Here is a 16,608-nt window from a genome sequence, read left to right as displayed (position 1 = left end):
TCTCATAGAGTAATCTAGTAAGACACCTTGAAGATTACAAGGTTGATAGGCAGGATGTGTAAGCACAGCAATGTGTTAAGCTGACCTGTACTAATATGTCGAGGGCTTGACTTAAGGGCCAAGTTTTCATCGAAGTCCGAAAAGGACAAGGAAGTCTCTTCATGAAGTTTTGAGGGCTCATGCCTTCAACAACATAATCCGGTGACGATAGCTAAGGGGTTCCACCTGTTCCCATGCCGAACACAGCAGTTAAGCCCTTAAACGCCGAAAGTACTCGACTGGAAACGGTCCGGGAGGATAGGAAGTTGCCGGTTGGATTGACACCTCACTTGCTTTAGGCAGTGGGGTGTTTTTCTTATGTTTGATCTTAAGAGCTTGGACTAAGCGGATCATGTGAAAACGATCTGCCACGATGCACGCCTTGGGGAAGATTGTTTTTATGACTGAACGAAACTGCATGGACATGTCCATCTCTTTCTTCTTAGGAGCAGGAAATATGACTCTGCAGTCAGCCTATCTGTTTCTTGCGGTCAGCCATTTTTTACCCTGCTCTGCGAATTCCTTGGATCTGATCTTGAAGACTTCGCATATAGTCTTCTCTGTGTTTATGCAGTACATATTGAAGCGCCTTGAAGCTATTCTTACAATAAGCCAAGTGAAAGTGAAATGCTTCCTTCATTAATCATGTTTTTCATAAGGAGTGTTCAAGCTAAAGACTTATTTATTCGTCCCTTTTTGGTAACGTATTTCCTGAGGGCGAGGCGTCTTCGTATTTTTTGGTGACTCGTATGATTCCCCTTTTTTACTGGGCGCAGCTCATTTCCGTTTACGTTAATTCCAAAATCATAGGCAGACTTCCTTTTTGACGCTTCGTTATGTATCAAAGTTCATATCAAGGTGGAACATTTTTCTTAATTTTTTGTATTCAATCGAGCAAATTCGGTGTATACTTGTGTATAAGAAATGAGAGGGGTTTCTTTTTCCCTCTTTTTCCCCTTCCAGAAGGGACTGGAAGGTCGTCCATTATTTGAAAGGAGTTGATTATTTTGACAGGTATACCTCTTATGATTGCATTTATTCTTGCCATCATCATTATGATTCTTGCAATCTCTAAGTACAACATTCATCCCTTCCTGTCCATTTTGACTGTTTCCGTTATCTTTGGCATTATTGGCGGCATTCCTTTGGTTAAGACGGGCAAAGTCCTCGGGATTGCCGATGTTGTCAGTGCTGGTTTTGCTGGTACTTTCAATAGCATCGGCATTGTCATCATTATGGGGGCACTCGTCGGTGCCCTTTTGGAAAAGACCGGGGCTGCACTCAAGATGGCAGACTGCGTCGTTCGGCTTGTTGGGAAAAACAATACGTCTCTTGCCGTCCTCATTATGGGTTGGATCGTATCCATCCCTGTCTTCTGTGACAGTGGTTTTGTTATTCTGAACCCGATCCGGAAGGCTTTAGTGCGCCGTACGCATGCTTCTGGTGTTGCTACTGCTGTAGCCATGAGCATGGGGCTTTATATTACCCATTGCTTCATCCCGCCTACACCCGGCCCGATTGCCGCGGCAAACACTATTTACGAAGGCATGCAGATGGATACGAACCTGATCCTTGTCATTGCTATGGGGGCTTGTGCTTCCATTCTTCCGATGATTGCGGCCTACTTCTATGCTAACTACATTGGCGGTAAAATCAAAACAAAGGAAGAAAAGACTATGGAAGCCGGTGAAGCCGGGGAAATGACGGAAACCTATGAAGAACTGATGAAAAGCTATGGTGAACTTCCCAGTGCTTTTATGAGCTTTGCACCTATCATTGTCCCGATTCTCCTGATGGCCCTTTCAAGCGCTATGAATATGGCGGGGAATAAGATCCCTATTGTAACCTTCCTCGGGACCCCGATCATTGCCATCAGTGTCGGCGTCCTTCTTGGCATTCTGCTCTTTGCGTCCCGCCCCATGGAAGACAAGGCCAAGGCTTTTTATGAACTGACGAATGAAACCCTGAAAGTCTGCGGCCCCATCCTCTTTATTACGGCAGCTGGCGGCGTTCTGGGCAAGGTTATCGCTTCGACCAACATGGTTGCCTTCATCAAGGCCAATTCGACGACGCTTGCTGGTCTTGGTATTTTCTTTCCTTTCATTCTCTCAGCTATCCTCAAGACGGCACAGGGGTCTTCTACCGTGGCCATTACAACGACAGCCGGCATCATGGCGCCTCTTATGACGACCTTGGGCCTTGGCACTCCTATCCTTGCAGCGGTAACGGTCATTGCCATCGGAGCTGGAGCCATGACCGTCTCCCATGCCAACGACTCCTATTTCTGGGTTGTTACAAATTTTGGTGATATGGAAGTCCAAGATGGGTACCGGGCACAGACGTTCGGAACCTTTGTGACAGGGCTGGCTGCCATGCTTAATGTCTATATCATCTATCTTTTTGTTCGCTGAAAAGCAGCTCAAAAGACTGTACGGGATCTCTTTTCCGTACAGTCTTTTCTTTGTGATAGGAATTCCCCCTATTTGCACTATGATATCTTGTACATTTTGAAAAAATGTCCTATAATGAATTCCGGTATCTTGATAGGATATCATGGAAAAAACGGGGGAATTGCTCCGCTTGCGCCGTGGATTCATGCGTTTATAGGCCACTGTGCTAACTGTAACATTTAAGTTGACAGAACGCACCGGAATAAGGTAGAATTCACTGTAAAGGAATATGATTTAAATTCTATCGTAGGATCATACAAGTAAGAGAGGTTAGAGACATGAGTGAACTATTACGAGTCGAAGGGCTGCATGTGGCTGTCGAAGGAAAGGAAATCCTCAAGGGACTTGATCTTGTCATCAATAAGGGCGAGACCCATGTCATCATGGGGTCCAATGGGGCTGGCAAATCAACCCTTTTCAACGCAGTCATGGGAAATCCGAAATATGTGGTCACAGCAGGGCATATCTATCTGGAAGGAAAGGAGATTACTCACGAACCAGTCAACGAACGGGCTAAGGCAGGGATCTTCATGGCCTTCCAGAATCCTATCTCCGTCCAGGGCATTTCAGTTGAAAACTTCATTCGCAATGCCAAGAGCACGGTTAGCGGTGAGACCCAGCGAATCATGCCCTTTCGCAAGAAGCTGCATAAACAGATGGATGCCCTTAAGATGGATCGCTCCTATGCGGACCGTTATGTCAACGATGGGTTTTCCGGCGGTGAACGCAAGAAAAATGAGATTCTCCAGATGACCATGCTCGAGCCGAAACTGACTATGCTCGATGAAATTGACTCCGGTCTTGATGTTGACGCTGTCCGCATCGTATCAGAGGCCGTCAACGAATATCACAATGAGGACAACTCTCTCCTGATCATTACGCACCACAGTGAGGTCCTGCAAAAACTGCATCCCGATGTGGTGCACGTCCTCATTGCTGGTAAGATTGTCAAGAGCGGTGATGCTTCCCTCATCCGTGAGATCGAGGAAAACGGCTACGACGCCTATAAGAACTGATAGGTAGGTGAGCATTATGTCGGAAGAAAAGAGAACCGGATTGGACGAGGAAAAGAAGATTTTCGATTCCGTCGACAATCTCGGAAACATGTATAACTTCAGGAATGACTTCAAGTATTCCTATAAGACCGATGCTGGCCTGACACCGGACATCGTCCAGGAGATTTCCGAAAAGAAGGATGAGCCGAAATGGATGCGCGACTTCCGCCTGAAATCTCTTGATATCTACAATCAAATGCCGTACCCGGTGTGGGGCCCTGATATCAGCGGTCTTGATATGGCCAATATCGTCACCTATGTCCGTCCTGATACGCAGATGAAGGCGGACTGGAACGACGTTCCTGATGATATCAAGGATACCTTTGACCGTTTGGGCATTCCGGAAGCGGAAAAGACTTCCCTTGCGGGTGTAGGTGCCCAGTATGATTCGGAAGTCGTTTATCACAGCATCCAAGAAGACCTTGTCAAGCAGGGCGTTGTCTATACAGATTTTGATACGGCACTTAAGGAATATGAAGATATCGTCAAGAGTCACTTCATGAAGCTTGTTCCGCCTACAGATCACAAGTTTGCCGCTCTGCATGGCGCTGTTTGGTCCGGCGGCTCCTTTGTCTATGTTCCTGACGGAATTGATGTTGAAATTCCGCTGCAGAGTTATTTCCGTCTCAATGCGCCAGGAGCTGGACAGTTTGAACATACCCTGATCATTGTCGGTAAAGGGGCCAAGGTTCATTTCATCGAAGGCTGCAGTGCCCCAAAATACAACGTGGCTAATCTACACGCCGGCTGTGTTGAACTTTTTGTTGGCGATGAAGCCACTCTGACTTATTCGACGATTGAAAACTGGTCGAAGAATATGTACAACATGAACACGAAGCGCTGCGTCGTTGGTAAGAACGGAACCATCAATTGGGTTACTGGGTCCTTCGGCTCCCATACATCCTGTCTGTATCCTATGAGCATCCTCAATGGGGAAGGCGCCCACTGCGAATTTACAGGAGTTACCTTTGCCGGTAAGGGACAGTATCTTGATACGGGTTCCAAGGTAATTCACAATGCTCCGAACACGACGAGCAACATCAATTCCAAATCCATTTCCAAAGATGGCGGCGTCTGCATCTATCGAGGCAGCGTGGTCATTGGGGAAAAGGCAGAAGGGGCCAAATCGAACGTGAGCTGCGAATCCCTTATGCTGGATGAACAGTCCCAGTCCGATACGATCCCTGCCATTGTCATCAAGAATGACAATGTGGACCTTGGGCATGAAGCGAAGATCGGCCGCATTTCTGATGAAGCCATCTTCTATCTTATGAGCCGCGGCCTGAGTGAAGATGAAGCACGGGCCATGCTGGTCCGTGGGTTTGTTGAACCGGTTTCGAAGGCACTGCCGCTTGAGTATGCTGTCGAAATGAACAATTTGATCAATCTGGAACTCAAAGGTTCCATGTAAGGAGGTAGGAGAGCATGAAACAGATTTTCAATGAACTGCCTCGTCCTACTTTCCGTTGGATGAGAGTAAACCATCAGGAACTGGAAACTCCGGAAGTAAAGCTTGTCCCTGAGGCTGCTGTAGAAGAACGGCATGAAGGCTCTGCTGAAGTCACTTTCTTTACGGGCCGGCGCGTTCCGAATTTGGAGGATTTTGCCGGTGCAAGCCAGGAATCCATGAAGGATGCTTTGGAAAAGGGCAATGTAAATTGTGAAATCAGCGTCAAGGATGGGGAAAAAGCCAAGGTGTGGCTTGACTACGGCCTCTCAGAGACGGTTTCTGCCCTTGTGGGACAGCTTTATATCAAGGCGGGCAAAAATAGCGATGTCGAGGTCTTTACGACTTTCGAAGGAGATGCCCCGGACGGACTCGTTAATGTCCTCTTTTATGTAGAGGCTGGCGAGAACGCAAATGTGAACGTCAGCAAGGTCCAGATCCATGGCAGCCATGTCCGTCACATTGATCAGCGCTATACCCATGATGGCAAGGGCAGCAAGGTGAAGTTTGTCTCTGCTGAAGTGGGCGGCAAGGAAACCTTGGTCTATGTCCGCACGGATCTTGATCACGACGAGTCGGACTTCAAGAGTCAGACCATGTATCTTGGCAGTGAAAACCAGCTCTTTGATTTTTCCTATTGGGTTCCGACCCAAGGAATCAAGACCAATACGGACATTCTCACGACGGGAGCTCTCATGGGAACCAGCCGCAAATATTTCCGCGGCACGATCGATTTTCTGCGAGGCGGCAAGAAAGCTGTGGGCAACGAAGAAGATACATGTCTGCTCCTTAATAAGGGCGTCCATTCCATTTCCGTTCCTTTGCTTCTTTGCAAGGAAGATGATGTCGTTGGCAACCACGCCGCAAGTTCCGGCCAGGTAGACCCCGATATGCTTTTTTATCTGATGAGCCGCGGCCTCAGCGAAAACGGCGCTCGTCTTGTCATTGTTGAATCCAATATCCGTCCGGTCATTGACCAGTTAGGCGATGAAACCCTGGCGAACAAGGCTCTCCGGGCAGTACGGGAGAAAATGGAGTTTTGTACCCAGAAAGGAATTTGCGATGAAAAATGTACGGAAAGACTTCCCAATCTTAACTAAAAAGGTCAATGGTCATCCCCTTGTCTATTTCGACAATGCGGCAACGACCCAAAAGCCCTATCAGGTCATCCATGCCATGGTGGACCTATTGGAACACTATAATGGCAACCCCCATCGTGGGGCCCATACCCTCAGCATTGAAGCCACGGAATTGTATGACAGCGCCCGTGAAGCTGTTGCCCGCTTCATCAATGCCAAGAGTGCCGATGAGGTCATTTTCGTCCGCAATACGACGGAAGCTCTGAACCTAGTGGCCAGAAGCTATGGGGAAGCGAATCTCCATACAGGGGACAAAATCGTCATCCCCATTTCTGAGCACCATTCCGATATTGTGCCTTGGCAACGTGTGGCAAGCCGTACAGGGGCCCAGCTTGTTTATATGTACCTTGATGAAGAAGGCCATTTTACGGATGAAGACCTGGCAAAGATCGACGAAAAGACAAAAATCGTGGCTTTTGCTGCGGTCAGCAATGTCCTTGGTATGAAGCGCCCCATTGAAAAGATCATTGAAAAAGCGCATGCAGTTGGTGCCATTGCCGTCCTTGATGGAGCCCAATCCGCACCTCACATGAAGAGTGATGTCCAGAAGTGGGATTGTGATTTCTATGCTTTCAGCGGTCATAAGATGATGGGCTCTGCTGGCACGGGTGTCCTTTATGGCAAGAAGAAACTCCTTAATGCCATGGAACCTTTCCTCTCTGGCGGAGACATGATTGAATATGTGCAGGAACAGAGTACGACCTTTGAACAGGTCCCGTTTAAATTTGAGGCAGGGACGGAAAATGTGGAAGGAGCGGTTGCTCTTCATGCAGCCATCGATTATCTTGAAGACCTTGGTTTTGATGAAATCGAGCGCCATGAATATGAATTGACCAAGCACTGCCTTGAAGGCCTAATGAAGCTTCCTTATGTCCATATCTTGGGCAGCAAAGATCCGGAAGAAAAGGTTGGTGTCATTGCCTTTACCATTGACGGTGTGCATCCTCACGATGTGGCGACGATCCTTGACAGCTATGGCATTGCTATTCGCAGCGGCCATCATTGCGCCCAGCCTTTGGGTCATCACCTCCATGTCGAAGCATCGAATCGTGCCAGTTTCTATATCTATAACACCATCGAAGAAGTGGACTACTTCCTGGACAAGCTTCCTCTTGTTCGGAAACAGATGGGATTCAAGGATTAAAAGGGTGATACAATGAGCAGCGTGGATATGAATCAACTTTATTCGGACATCATTCTGGAACATAACCAGAACCAGATGAACAAACGTGCCTTGGATAAGTTCACGCTCCAGGAGCATGGACATAATCCGAGCTGTGGTGATGACATTACCCTCCAGGCCGATATCGAAGGCGGCATCGTCAAGGATGCGGCCTATACGGGCCATGGCTGTGCCATCAGCCAGGCTTCGGCAGACATGATGATTGACCTCATCAAGGGCAAATCCGTCAAGGAAGCACTCCGTCTGGTCAATCTTTTCCTCGATATGATCAAAAGGGAAGTGACCGATGACGATGAACTGGAAGAATTGGAAGATGCCATCAGCTTGAAGAATATCTCCAATATGCCGGCTCGCGTCAAATGTGCGGTTCTTGCTTGGCATACTTTGAAAGAAGCCCTTTCCGACGATAAGGAAGCCTCCGAACAATAATATATGGGCTATTGGCTGCTGTACCCAAACGGGTATGGCAGCTTTTTTATGTCTGCAACGAACGGAAAATCCGTAAAGTTCTATACAAAGTTTTTTGAGTTTGTAGTATAATCTATGGGTAATGCTTAACGAGTCAATAAGGAGGATGCAGAGGATGCATACATTTAGCACGGAGCTGGGGGGCAGACCCCTTACCATCGAAACAGGCAAGATTGCCAAGCAGGCCAATGGGTCTGTTCTCATCCGCTATGGGGAAACAGCCGTTGTGGTTGCTGTCACCGGTACGGATACACCGCGGGAAGGGGTTGATTTCTTTCCCCTGACGGTTGATTTTGAAGAGAAGATGTACGCTGTCGGGAAGATTCCTGGCGGCTTCCTGAGAAGAGAGGGCCGTCCGCCTGAAACGGCTATCCTGACGAGCCGTCTCATTGACCGACCAATCCGTCCCATGTTTCCTGATGGCTATCATAATGACGTGCAGATTGTTGCAACGGCTGTGTCCGTCGATCCCGATAATGCACCTGATATTCCTGCTATGATCGGTGCTTCCTGCGCTCTTTCCATTTCTGATATTCCTTTTGAAGGTCCGATTGCCGGTGTCCGTGTTGGCCGCGTGGATGGAAAATTCATCATCAACCCGACCCTTGAGCAGGCTGCGGTCAGCGAAATGAACGTTGCTGTTGCCGGAACCAAAGAGGCCATTCTCATGGTTGAAGCTGGGGCCAAGGAAGTTTCCGAACAGGTCATGCTTGATGCCATCTTGTTTGGACACGAAGAAATCAAGAAACTGGTTGCTTTTCAGGAACAGATTCAGGCTGAAGTAGGCAAACCCAAGATGGAATTTACCCCTTATGTGCCGCCTGAAGCCCTTTCCAAGGAAATCATGGAATACGGTGAACCGAAGATCCACGATGCCCTCATGGATCCCGATAAGCTTCATCGCGACAAGATGGTTTCCGAAACCAAGGAAGCGATCCTGGAACATTTTGTGGAGCTTTATCCTGAAAGTGAAATCGATATTGCCCATATTGTGCAGAAGCTTGTCAAGAAGGTCTTTCGTCACATCATTACCCATGATAAGATCCGTCCGGACGGCCGTGCCCTTGATGAGGTACGTCCTATCAGCTGCGAAGTTGGTCTTTTGGCCCGGCCTCATGGCTGCAGCCTCTTTACACGCGGTCAAACCCAGGTTCTCAACTGCCTTGCTTTGGCGCCGCTCCGCGAAGCCCAGACCCTTGATGGCCTTGGGACGGAGCTGACAAAACGTTACATCCACCACTACAATTTCCCGCCCTACAGCGTCGGTGAAACAAAACCCCTGCGCAGTCCGGGCCGCCGCGAAATCGGCCATGGTGCCCTGGCAGAACGGGCCTTGCTTCCGGTTATTCCTTCGGAAGAGGAATTTCCATACACGATCCGACTGGTTTCAGAAGTCCTGGAATCGAACGGTTCTTCCTCCATGGCCAGTACCTGCGCCAGCACCCTCAGCCTGATGGATGCCGGCGTGCCAATCAAGGCTCCTGTTTCCGGTGTGGCCATGGGCCTTGTCAAGGAAGGGGATGATATTACCATCCTGACGGATATTCAGGGCCTTGAAGACGCCAATGGTGATATGGACTTCAAGGTTGCCGGTACGGAAAAAGGCATTACGGCCATCCAAATGGATATCAAGATTGACGGCATCAACCGTCAGATCTTTGAACAGGCACTTGAACAGGCTCGCAAGGGCCGTGCCTATATCCTCGGCAAGATGCTTGAATGTATCCCGGCACCGCGGCCTTCCCTCAAGGAACATGCACCAAAAATTACGACCCTCAAGATCAATCCGGACAAGATCAAGGATGTGATTGGACCGGGCGGTAAGGTCATCAAGAAAATCACCGAGGAATCCGGTGCCAAGATTGATATCGAGGAAGATGGAACGGTTTACGTAGCTGCTGCTGATCAGGCCTCTGCCAACAAAGCTATTGAAGCCATCAATGCCATTACGGCTGAACCGGAAATTGGAAAGATTTATACAGGTAAAGTCACACGCCTGATGAATTTCGGCGCCTTTGTTGAATTCATGCCTGGCCGGGAAGGCTTGGTCCACATTTCGCAACTCGCCAAGGAACGGGTGGAAAAAGTGGAAGACGTGGTAAACGTGGGTGATGAAATTGTTGTTAAGCTCGTTGAAATCGACGCTAAGGGACGCATGAACCTGTCCCGCAAAGCGGCGCTGCAAAGCCACTGATTCTTGACCCTAAAAAGGGGCATGTTCTGAAAAAAGTCACGAACATGCCCCTTTCTTGCTATATCCAGATGGTAGAATGGGTTTCAACTTGTAAGGAGAGATCATCAATGGGATTTTTTAATTTCCATAAAAAAACAGAATTATTGGCCCCTATGACGGGACGTGTGATTCCTCTTGAAAAGGTGCCTGATGCCGTCTTTTCCCAAAAGACCCTAGGGGAGGGAGCGGCCATCATGCCTGAAGACGGTCTTGTAACCGCACCTTGTGACGGTACGATTGCCTATGTCCCGGATACGAAACATGCGATTGCCCTGACGAGTACCAAGGGAGTGGAAGTCTTGATCCATGTGGGAATCGACACCGTTTCCTTACAGGGGGAGGGCTTTGATGCCCTTGTAAAGGAAGGTGATTCCGTCTCAAGGGGACAGGGGCTTCTTCAGGTTGATCTTTCCCTTCTTGCCAGCAAGAAAATGAATCCTGTGACTCCCCTTGTTGTGACGGGTGGCGCGGCATCCATTACGCTGCTGCAAAAAGAAGGAACCCGTGTTGAAAGCGGAAAAGACGCCATTGTTTCTGTCAAGGAAGAGGAGGAGTGAAGCCATGGAAATCAACGGCAGCGGCGGCAGCCTTATCGAACGGAAATATCGTCTTCCTGTCACTGTCATTTGGCAGCTTGCCCTTGATACAGCCCGGGAGATGGAAATCAGCCTAAAGGAAGTGGATGAAAAGGAGCATCTTTTTCAGGGAAGTCTCCTCACGGGAGAAAAAACCTTTCTTTTTGGCGAGCCAAAGAAAAAAGAGGTTTCCCTCGTTGTGACGCCCGTAGAAGAAGGCTGTCAGGTCATCCTTGATATTCATAAGGAACGGATTGAGGTCTATAGCTTCCGGCCACAAAATAAGGAAACAGAAGCCTTCATGAAACGGCTTGAAGCTAAAATAGAGGCGTATACGCAGGACAGTCCTTGTCCTCACTGTGGCCGTCAGGTTCCTCATGATGCCAGATTCTGCCCCTACTGCGGCAATCTTTTGGCGTAAAGAAATAAAAAAGAACCAGTTACCGAAGTAACTGGTTCCTACCGTTTCCTCTAGCTTAGATGGCGCGGGTCACCTTGCCGGAACGTAAGCAGCGAGTGCAAACATTAACGCTCTTGACTTCGCCGTCTACAACTGCTTTGACCTTTTGAATGTTAGGCTTCCAAGAACGTTTCACATGTCTATTGGAATGGCTGACATTGTTGCCGCTCAGCTCACCTTTCTTGCAGATATCACAGATGCATGCCATGGTCCCACCTCCTTCTAGCTAATAAGGCAATGCTAATTTTTAACTCAATGCAAGTATTTTAACACAAACAAAGAGTTTCTTGCAAGTAAATTTTGGTGAAATCCTGAAGACCATAGGAAATGCCCCCATTAGGACAGAAAATCTGGTATGATTAAAAGAAATCATAGAGGAGGGATCCATCAATGAAAAAAATAGATGCCAAAACCCAGTCACTGCCATGGTGGAAAAAGCCCGTTTCCTCCTTGAAAGGGATTGGTCCTAAAAAGGCGATTGAGTTCGAAGGACTAGGAATTGTGACGATTGGAGACCTCTTGAATCATTTTCCCCGTCAAGGATGTTATCTTGATTATTCTCATGTAAAGACAATCCGGGAACTGACCCTTGATGGTTCCATGCAGCTTTTTCGCGGACAGATTGCCCGCATCATAAAACGGCGCAGTGCTCGGAATATGCGCTATGCGTCAGTCGTGGTCAGCGATGGGACGGCTTTTGCCGAAATCTTTCTTTTTGGGGCCCAGGTCTATGCCGTACGGTATCTGGAAAATGGGGATGATGTCCTTGTCATTGGGAAAGTCGGTCCGGGACGAACCGCCAAGGCTGTCACTCAGGCTGTCATTTCCAAGGTCAAAGATGAGCATCCGGAAGCTCCGGGTATCCTGCCGACCTATGCCTTAAGCGGCAGTCTTACCCAAAAAAATGTGCGTTCTGCTGTGCGCCAAGCCCTGCTTCTTGCAAAGCACCATCTCCCTGAATGCCTGCCTGATTGGATCATGAGAAAAAAAGGCTTCCTTTCCCGCTATGAGGCCTTGGAAGCCATTCACTTCCCGCCGTCCTTGGAAAAAATGGAAGAAGCAAGAAGACGCTTCATTTTTGAGGAACTCTTCTTTATCCAGTGTGGGCTTCTGCACCATCGAGCCAACATCAAGAAAAGGAGCCTAGGTATCAAGATGGGTCATTGCGGGCCCTTATGGCAGTCTGTTTTGGACCATTTAGGCTTTACCTTGACGGAAAGCCAAAAAAAAGCTTGGCAGGAAATCAATGATGATATGGAAAGTCCTGAACCCATGAATCGTCTCCTCCAAGGTGATGTTGGTTCAGGAAAGACGGCTGTCGCTATGCTGGCGCTTGCTAAAGCTGCTGAAAATGGCTATCAAGGCTGTCTGATGGCACCAACGGAAATCCTTGCAGAGCAGCATTACAAAGAAATGCAGAAGGTCTTGGAACCTTTGGGCATCCATACAGCCCTGCTTACGGGGAGCCTGGGGCAAGCGGCTCGGCGGGAGGTCTTGGAGGGACTTGCTGACGGCACCATCAAGGCCGTCGTTGGGACCTACGCTCTGATCCAAGATGCCGTTACTTTTCACTCCTTGGCACTTGCCATAACGGATGAACAGCATCGCTTTGGCGTGGAGCAGCGATCCCGCTTGTCGGGAAAATCAAGCTATACACCCCATGTCCTTGTCATGACAGCGACGCCCATTCCGCGAACCCTTGCCTTAACCGTTTATGGGGATCTTGATGTGTCTCTTATGAAGGGGCTCCCACCAGGACGCAAACCAATCAAGACCTTGTGCTACACCGATGAAAAACGGGCCGATGTCTATGCTGGCCTTATCCATCAAGTGAAAGAAGGGCATCAGGCTTACATTGTGGCCCCTCTGATTGAGGGTTCGGACACGGTCGATGCAAAATCCGCGACAGACCTATATGAGGAACTGACCCAGACTTTTTTGAAGGGTATTCCCTGCGGCCTCCTTCACGGACGCCTCAAAGCAGAGGAAAAGGATGCGGTCATGGCTGATTTTGTGAGTGGAAAGACCAAGGTCCTCATTGCTACAACGGTGATTGAAGTTGGCGTCAATGTACCCAATGCGACGCTGATGATCATTGAAGGGGCGGATCGTTTTGGACTGGCCCAGATGCACCAGCTCCGAGGCCGTGTCGGTCGTGGATCGAGTCAATCGTATTGTGTGCTGCTTACCGGTTCGAATCAGCCCCAGACATTGGAACGGCTCCAGATCATGCGCAGCTGCAGTGATGGCTTCCTGCTTGCCGAGAAAGATATGGAACTTAGAGGCGCCGGCCAGCTTTTTGGCGTTCGGCAGCATGGGCTGCCCGACCTCTATATTGCGGATATCCTTCGTGATACGGATACCCTTGTGGAAGCACGGGAATATGCCAAACGGATTATGGCCGATCCCCAAGGGGCCCGTTTCATTGAGGAAGGCGTCGCTACCACCCAGTTTGATGGACGGTTTGAACAGATTTTTAATTCCTGACTGAAGGATGGATGAAATGAATAAAAAAATTAATTGGAAAAGCGGAAGCTTTAAATGTATTACTTTTCTGCTTCTTATAGGATGCCTGTTGGCTATCCATGTTTTTGCGCCAGGCGTTACGGAAAATCTGTGTCATTTGGCCCGCGGCGGCAATCTTAAGGAGACAACGGATTATCTGAGGAGCTTTGGCCCTTGGGCCATCGTGGTCAGCTTTTTTCTCGATGTCCTCATCAATGCCCTCGGATTTTTGCCCTCCATTTTTTTATCAACGGCAAATGGTGTTATCTTTGGTCTGCCTCTTGGGATTACTGTATCCTGGCTGGCCGAAACCGTCGGTGTGGTGCTTAATTTTTTTGTGCTTCGCTATTTTTTGCGTGATGAAGCGGAAAAGCTCATTACAAAGAGCAATAACCTGAAGCGCCTTGATGAAATGAGCAGCAAGGGCGGGCTTACAGCTATGGCCCTTGCCCGGACGCTGCCTTATTTTCCGTCAGGAATCCTGACCGCGTTGGGCGCCGTAAGCCGGATGAGCGCACGGGATTATATTATTGCCAATCTGATTGGCAAATTCCCTTCAACCGCACTTGAAGTCGTCGTAGGGCATGATGTTGTCAATTTCCGGGCCCATATGGACCGCCTTGCCGTCTTGACTACCCTTGTTATCATCGTCTATGGGGGACTTCTGTACCACCGGAAACGGAAGGAGAAGAAATCGTCCTAGGATGTTATCGCTTCGTTTCAGATCCTTTCTAAACCTAATATTCACGGCAGTGAAACGCCTCTTGATCTGTAACTTACTATACAGATTAAGAGGCGTTTTTTACCGTTAAGGAAAGTCATGCAAGAAAAGAAGGAAAATTCCAAGAAATCAGCGAAAAAGGATACCATGAGATTGTTACGAATAGATTCGATATAAAGGGGGCAATAACGTGAAAGAGTACACAGGTGATAAAATCAGGAACGTTGCTATTGTAGGGCACGGCGGTGCAGGGACGACTTCCCTTACGGAAGCCCTGCTTTATCGCAGCGGCGCCATCAGCCGGATGTGCAAAGTGGAGGATGGACAGACAACAACGGACTTTGAGCCAGAGGAAATCAAGCGCGGTGTTTCTGTCAGTGCGACCCTTGCGCCTGTTGAATGGAACGATGTCAAGATCAACTTCCTTGATACCCCGGGATTTGCTGATTTCGTAGCTGAAGTAAAGGGCGCTTTCCGCGCCGTTGACAGTGTGCTCATAGTGGTCAGTGCAACGAGCGGGGTCCAGATTGGAACGGAACAATGCTGGAATCTCGCAGAAGAAGCCGGATTGCCTCGATTGATTTTCGTTAATAAGATGGACCGTGAAAATGCTGACTTTGATCAAATCATGGATAACCTCCGGACCAAGATTGGTAAACGGGTTCTGCCGCTCCATCTGCCTTTGGGCAAGGAAGAGAATTTCTGTGGTGTCATCGACGTCTTCAATCAGAAGGCCTACCGCGGCAACGGCAATGGAGCCGATGAAATCGAAGTCCCGGATGAACTGAAGGACTGGGTCGCCGATGCTCACAGCAAGATGGTGGAAGCGGCTGTCGAAGCCGATGATGAGGTTATGGAAAAATACCTTGAAGGTGAGGAAATTCCAGACAATGTCATCATGAACTGCCTTGTTAAAGGTATCCGGCAAGGCATCATCTTCCCTGTGCTCTGCGGCAGTGCGTATAAGAACATTGGCCTTGGCCGCTGCCTGAATGCCATCGTAAACTATACTTTCCCCTCCGTTCTCAATGATTTTGAAGTGGAAAATCCGACCACCGGCAAAACGGAAGTCCGCGACTCGAACGCACCTATGGCTGCTCTCGTCTTTAAGACAACGGCAGATCCCTTTGTGGGCCGTCTGAGTTTTGTCAGGGTCTTTTCCGGTGCCATTTCGGCGGATAGTGCGGTCTATAATGCCAGCCGTGAGGAAATGGAAAAAGTCGGGCCTGTCTTTACCTTGCGCGGGAAGACGCAGATTCCTATGAAACAGATTGTAGCCGGTGATATTGGGGTCATTTCCCGTCTCCAGTTCACGGCAACGGGCGATACCTTAAGTGACAAGAACAACCCCGTCCTCTTTAAGCCCATTGAATTCCCGCTGCCTATGTACAGCCGGGCCATTTATCCGAAGAAGAAGGGTGATGAAGAAAAGATTGCCGGCGCTCTCACAAAACTCATGGATGAGGATCCGACCTTCATTGTAACTCGCAATAACGTAACAAAGGAAACGCTGATCAGTGGCATGGGGGATCAGCATCTTGAAATCATCATGGAGCGGATGACACGCAAGTTTGGTGTGGAAGCAGAACTTCGTGCACCGATTGTGGAATATAAGGAAACCATCCGCGGCACGGCAGAGGTTGAGGGCAAATACAAGAAACAAACGGGCGGTCATGGTCAGTATGGTCATGTTGTGGTTCGGCTTGAACCGCTGCCGCCTGGTGGAGGCTTTGAATTCGTCGATAAAATCTTCGGCGGTGCCGTTCCTCGCCAGTATATCCCAGCCGTAGAAAAGGGTATGCGCGAAGCCGTTGAACATGGAGTCCTTGCGGGCTATCCTGTAGTTGATATCAGGATCACCCTTCTTGATGGCTCCTATCATACGGTCGACTCTTCGGAAATGGCTTTTAAGGTGGCGGCTAACCAAGCCTTCCAGAAAGGCTGCGCGGAAGCAAAACCCGTTCTTATGGAACCGTATTATAACCTTGATGTTTACTGTGATGAACGGGTTACTGGCGACGTTATTTCCGACCTTAACAGCAAGCGGGGCCGCATCATGGGTATGCAGACCGCTGAAGATGGAAGAAGCTGTATCAAGGCCCAAGTGCCATATGCGGAGATCCTTGATTATGCAGTTGACCTCCGTGCCTTGACCCAAGGAACCGGAACCTTTGAGATGAAGTTCGATCATTATGAGGACGTTCCGCCAAAAATGGCTGAAAAGATCATTGAGGAGGCCAAGGAAAAAGAAGGAAAATAAGCACGTCATGGCCGCTGCCGCAGGCAGCGGCCCCTTTTTTGGAAGCTTTGTTGCGAAACCAAGCCAAATATCC

General features: G+C 48.9%; 13 protein-coding genes, 2 rRNA genes and 1 pseudogene. 14 read left to right on the top strand and 2 right to left on the bottom strand.

Features of this window, described 5'->3' with window-relative positions:
* Positions 1–114: ribosomal RNA gene (locus H503_RS0108405) — 23S ribosomal RNA — on the top strand; the annotation flags it as partial.
* Between the two features lie 83 nt (positions 115–197).
* Positions 198–314, top strand: a 5S ribosomal RNA gene (gene rrf, locus H503_RS0108400).
* A gap of 61 nt (positions 315–375) precedes the next feature.
* On the opposite strand, the pseudogene H503_RS12855 reads toward rrf, so the two are convergent.
* A pseudogene (locus H503_RS12855) lies at positions 376–471 on the bottom strand (transposase); the annotation flags it as partial.
* A 575-nt stretch (positions 472–1,046) separates the two neighbouring features.
* On the opposite strand from H503_RS12855, the gene H503_RS0108390 reads away from it, so the two are divergent.
* The 9 genes from H503_RS0108390 to H503_RS0108350 all read left to right on the top strand — a co-directional run bounded on the left by H503_RS0108390 (position 1,047) and on the right by H503_RS0108350 (position 11,010).
* Complete coding sequence (locus tag H503_RS0108390; RefSeq protein WP_016459749.1) at positions 1,047–2,450, top strand: GntP family permease; 1,404 nt, start codon at positions 1,047–1,049, stop codon at positions 2,448–2,450.
* A 317-nt stretch (positions 2,451–2,767) separates the two neighbouring features.
* Positions 2,768–3,505: a Fe-S cluster assembly ATPase SufC gene (gene sufC / locus H503_RS0108385; RefSeq protein ID WP_026385671.1), complete on the top strand. Its 738-nt coding sequence runs from the start codon at positions 2,768–2,770 to the stop codon at positions 3,503–3,505.
* 16 nt (positions 3,506–3,521) lie between these two features.
* A complete protein-coding gene (gene sufB, locus H503_RS0108380; protein ID WP_014128121.1) occupies positions 3,522–4,955 on the top strand; it encodes a Fe-S cluster assembly protein SufB in 1,434 nt (477 codons plus the stop codon).
* A 14-nt stretch (positions 4,956–4,969) separates the two neighbouring features.
* A complete protein-coding gene (locus H503_RS0108375; protein ID WP_009015996.1) occupies positions 4,970–6,091 on the top strand; it encodes a SufB/SufD family protein in 1,122 nt (373 codons plus the stop codon).
* A complete protein-coding gene (locus H503_RS0108370) occupies positions 6,054–7,274 on the top strand; it encodes an aminotransferase class V-fold PLP-dependent enzyme (RefSeq protein ID WP_009015997.1) in 1,221 nt (406 codons plus the stop codon). Before H503_RS0108375 ends, H503_RS0108370 begins: the two co-directional genes overlap by 38 nt.
* A 21-nt stretch (positions 7,275–7,295) precedes the next feature.
* On the top strand, positions 7,296–7,742 hold the full coding sequence (gene sufU / locus H503_RS0108365; protein WP_026385670.1) for a Fe-S cluster assembly sulfur transfer protein SufU: 447 nt from the start codon (positions 7,296–7,298) through the stop codon (positions 7,740–7,742).
* A 154-nt stretch (positions 7,743–7,896) separates the two neighbouring features.
* The gene (locus H503_RS0108360) at positions 7,897–9,975 is read left to right on the top strand and encodes a polyribonucleotide nucleotidyltransferase (protein ID WP_014128123.1); all 2,079 of its coding nucleotides are present in this window, start codon (positions 7,897–7,899) and stop codon (positions 9,973–9,975) included.
* Positions 9,976–10,082: 107 nt separating this feature from the next.
* Positions 10,083–10,571, top strand: a complete 489-nt coding sequence (locus H503_RS0108355) for a PTS sugar transporter subunit IIA (RefSeq protein ID WP_014128124.1) — start codon at positions 10,083–10,085, stop codon at positions 10,569–10,571.
* Between the two features lie 4 nt (positions 10,572–10,575).
* The gene (locus H503_RS0108350; protein WP_014128125.1) at positions 10,576–11,010 is read left to right on the top strand and encodes a zinc ribbon domain-containing protein; all 435 of its coding nucleotides are present in this window, start codon (positions 10,576–10,578) and stop codon (positions 11,008–11,010) included.
* Positions 11,011–11,065: 55 nt separating this feature from the next.
* On the opposite strand, the gene rpmB is transcribed toward H503_RS0108350, so the two are convergent.
* On the bottom strand, positions 11,066–11,257 hold the full coding sequence (gene rpmB / locus H503_RS0108345) for a 50S ribosomal protein L28 (RefSeq protein ID WP_009016002.1): 192 nt from the start codon (positions 11,255–11,257) through the stop codon (positions 11,066–11,068).
* A gap of 182 nt (positions 11,258–11,439) precedes the next feature.
* Between rpmB and recG the strand changes: the two genes are divergently transcribed.
* The 3 genes from recG to fusA all read left to right on the top strand — a co-directional run bounded on the left by recG (position 11,440) and on the right by fusA (position 16,535).
* Entirely contained in the window at positions 11,440–13,536 is a 2,097-nt protein-coding gene (recG, locus tag H503_RS0108340) for an ATP-dependent DNA helicase RecG (protein WP_014128126.1), read from the top strand.
* 16 nt (positions 13,537–13,552) lie between these two features.
* Positions 13,553–14,257: a TVP38/TMEM64 family protein gene (locus H503_RS0108335; protein ID WP_009016004.1), complete on the top strand. Its 705-nt coding sequence runs from the start codon at positions 13,553–13,555 to the stop codon at positions 14,255–14,257.
* Positions 14,258–14,465: 208 nt separating this feature from the next.
* Complete coding sequence (gene fusA / locus H503_RS0108330) at positions 14,466–16,535, top strand: elongation factor G (RefSeq protein ID WP_009016005.1); 2,070 nt, start codon at positions 14,466–14,468, stop codon at positions 16,533–16,535.
* Positions 16,536–16,608 lie beyond the last annotated feature (73 nt).

This window comes from Acidaminococcus intestini DSM 21505 (assembly GCF_000425045.1).
In the GTDB taxonomy this organism is placed as follows: domain Bacteria; phylum Bacillota; class Negativicutes; order Acidaminococcales; family Acidaminococcaceae; genus Acidaminococcus; species Acidaminococcus intestini.
Note: the sequence above shows the minus strand (reverse complement) of the source record. Positions and strands in the feature narration are given on the sequence as shown.

Coding starts and splice junctions, on each gene's coding strand:
- H503_RS0108355 (WP_014128124.1), top strand. CDS start 10,083: ATGGGATTTTTTAATTTCCATAAAAAAACAGAATTATTGGCCCCTATG.
- H503_RS0108370 (WP_009015997.1), top strand. CDS start 6,054: ATGAAAAATGTACGGAAAGACTTCCCAATCTTAACTAAAAAGGTCAAT.
- H503_RS0108335 (WP_009016004.1), top strand. CDS start 13,553: ATGAATAAAAAAATTAATTGGAAAAGCGGAAGCTTTAAATGTATTACT.
- rpmB (WP_009016002.1), bottom strand. CDS start 11,257: ATGGCATGCATCTGTGATATCTGCAAGAAAGGTGAGCTGAGCGGCAAC.
- H503_RS0108360 (WP_014128123.1), top strand. CDS start 7,897: ATGCATACATTTAGCACGGAGCTGGGGGGCAGACCCCTTACCATCGAA.
- sufC (WP_026385671.1), top strand. CDS start 2,768: ATGAGTGAACTATTACGAGTCGAAGGGCTGCATGTGGCTGTCGAAGGA.
- recG (WP_014128126.1), top strand. CDS start 11,440: ATGAAAAAAATAGATGCCAAAACCCAGTCACTGCCATGGTGGAAAAAG.
- sufB (WP_014128121.1), top strand. CDS start 3,522: ATGTCGGAAGAAAAGAGAACCGGATTGGACGAGGAAAAGAAGATTTTC.
- H503_RS0108375 (WP_009015996.1), top strand. CDS start 4,970: ATGAAACAGATTTTCAATGAACTGCCTCGTCCTACTTTCCGTTGGATG.
- H503_RS0108350 (WP_014128125.1), top strand. CDS start 10,576: ATGGAAATCAACGGCAGCGGCGGCAGCCTTATCGAACGGAAATATCGT.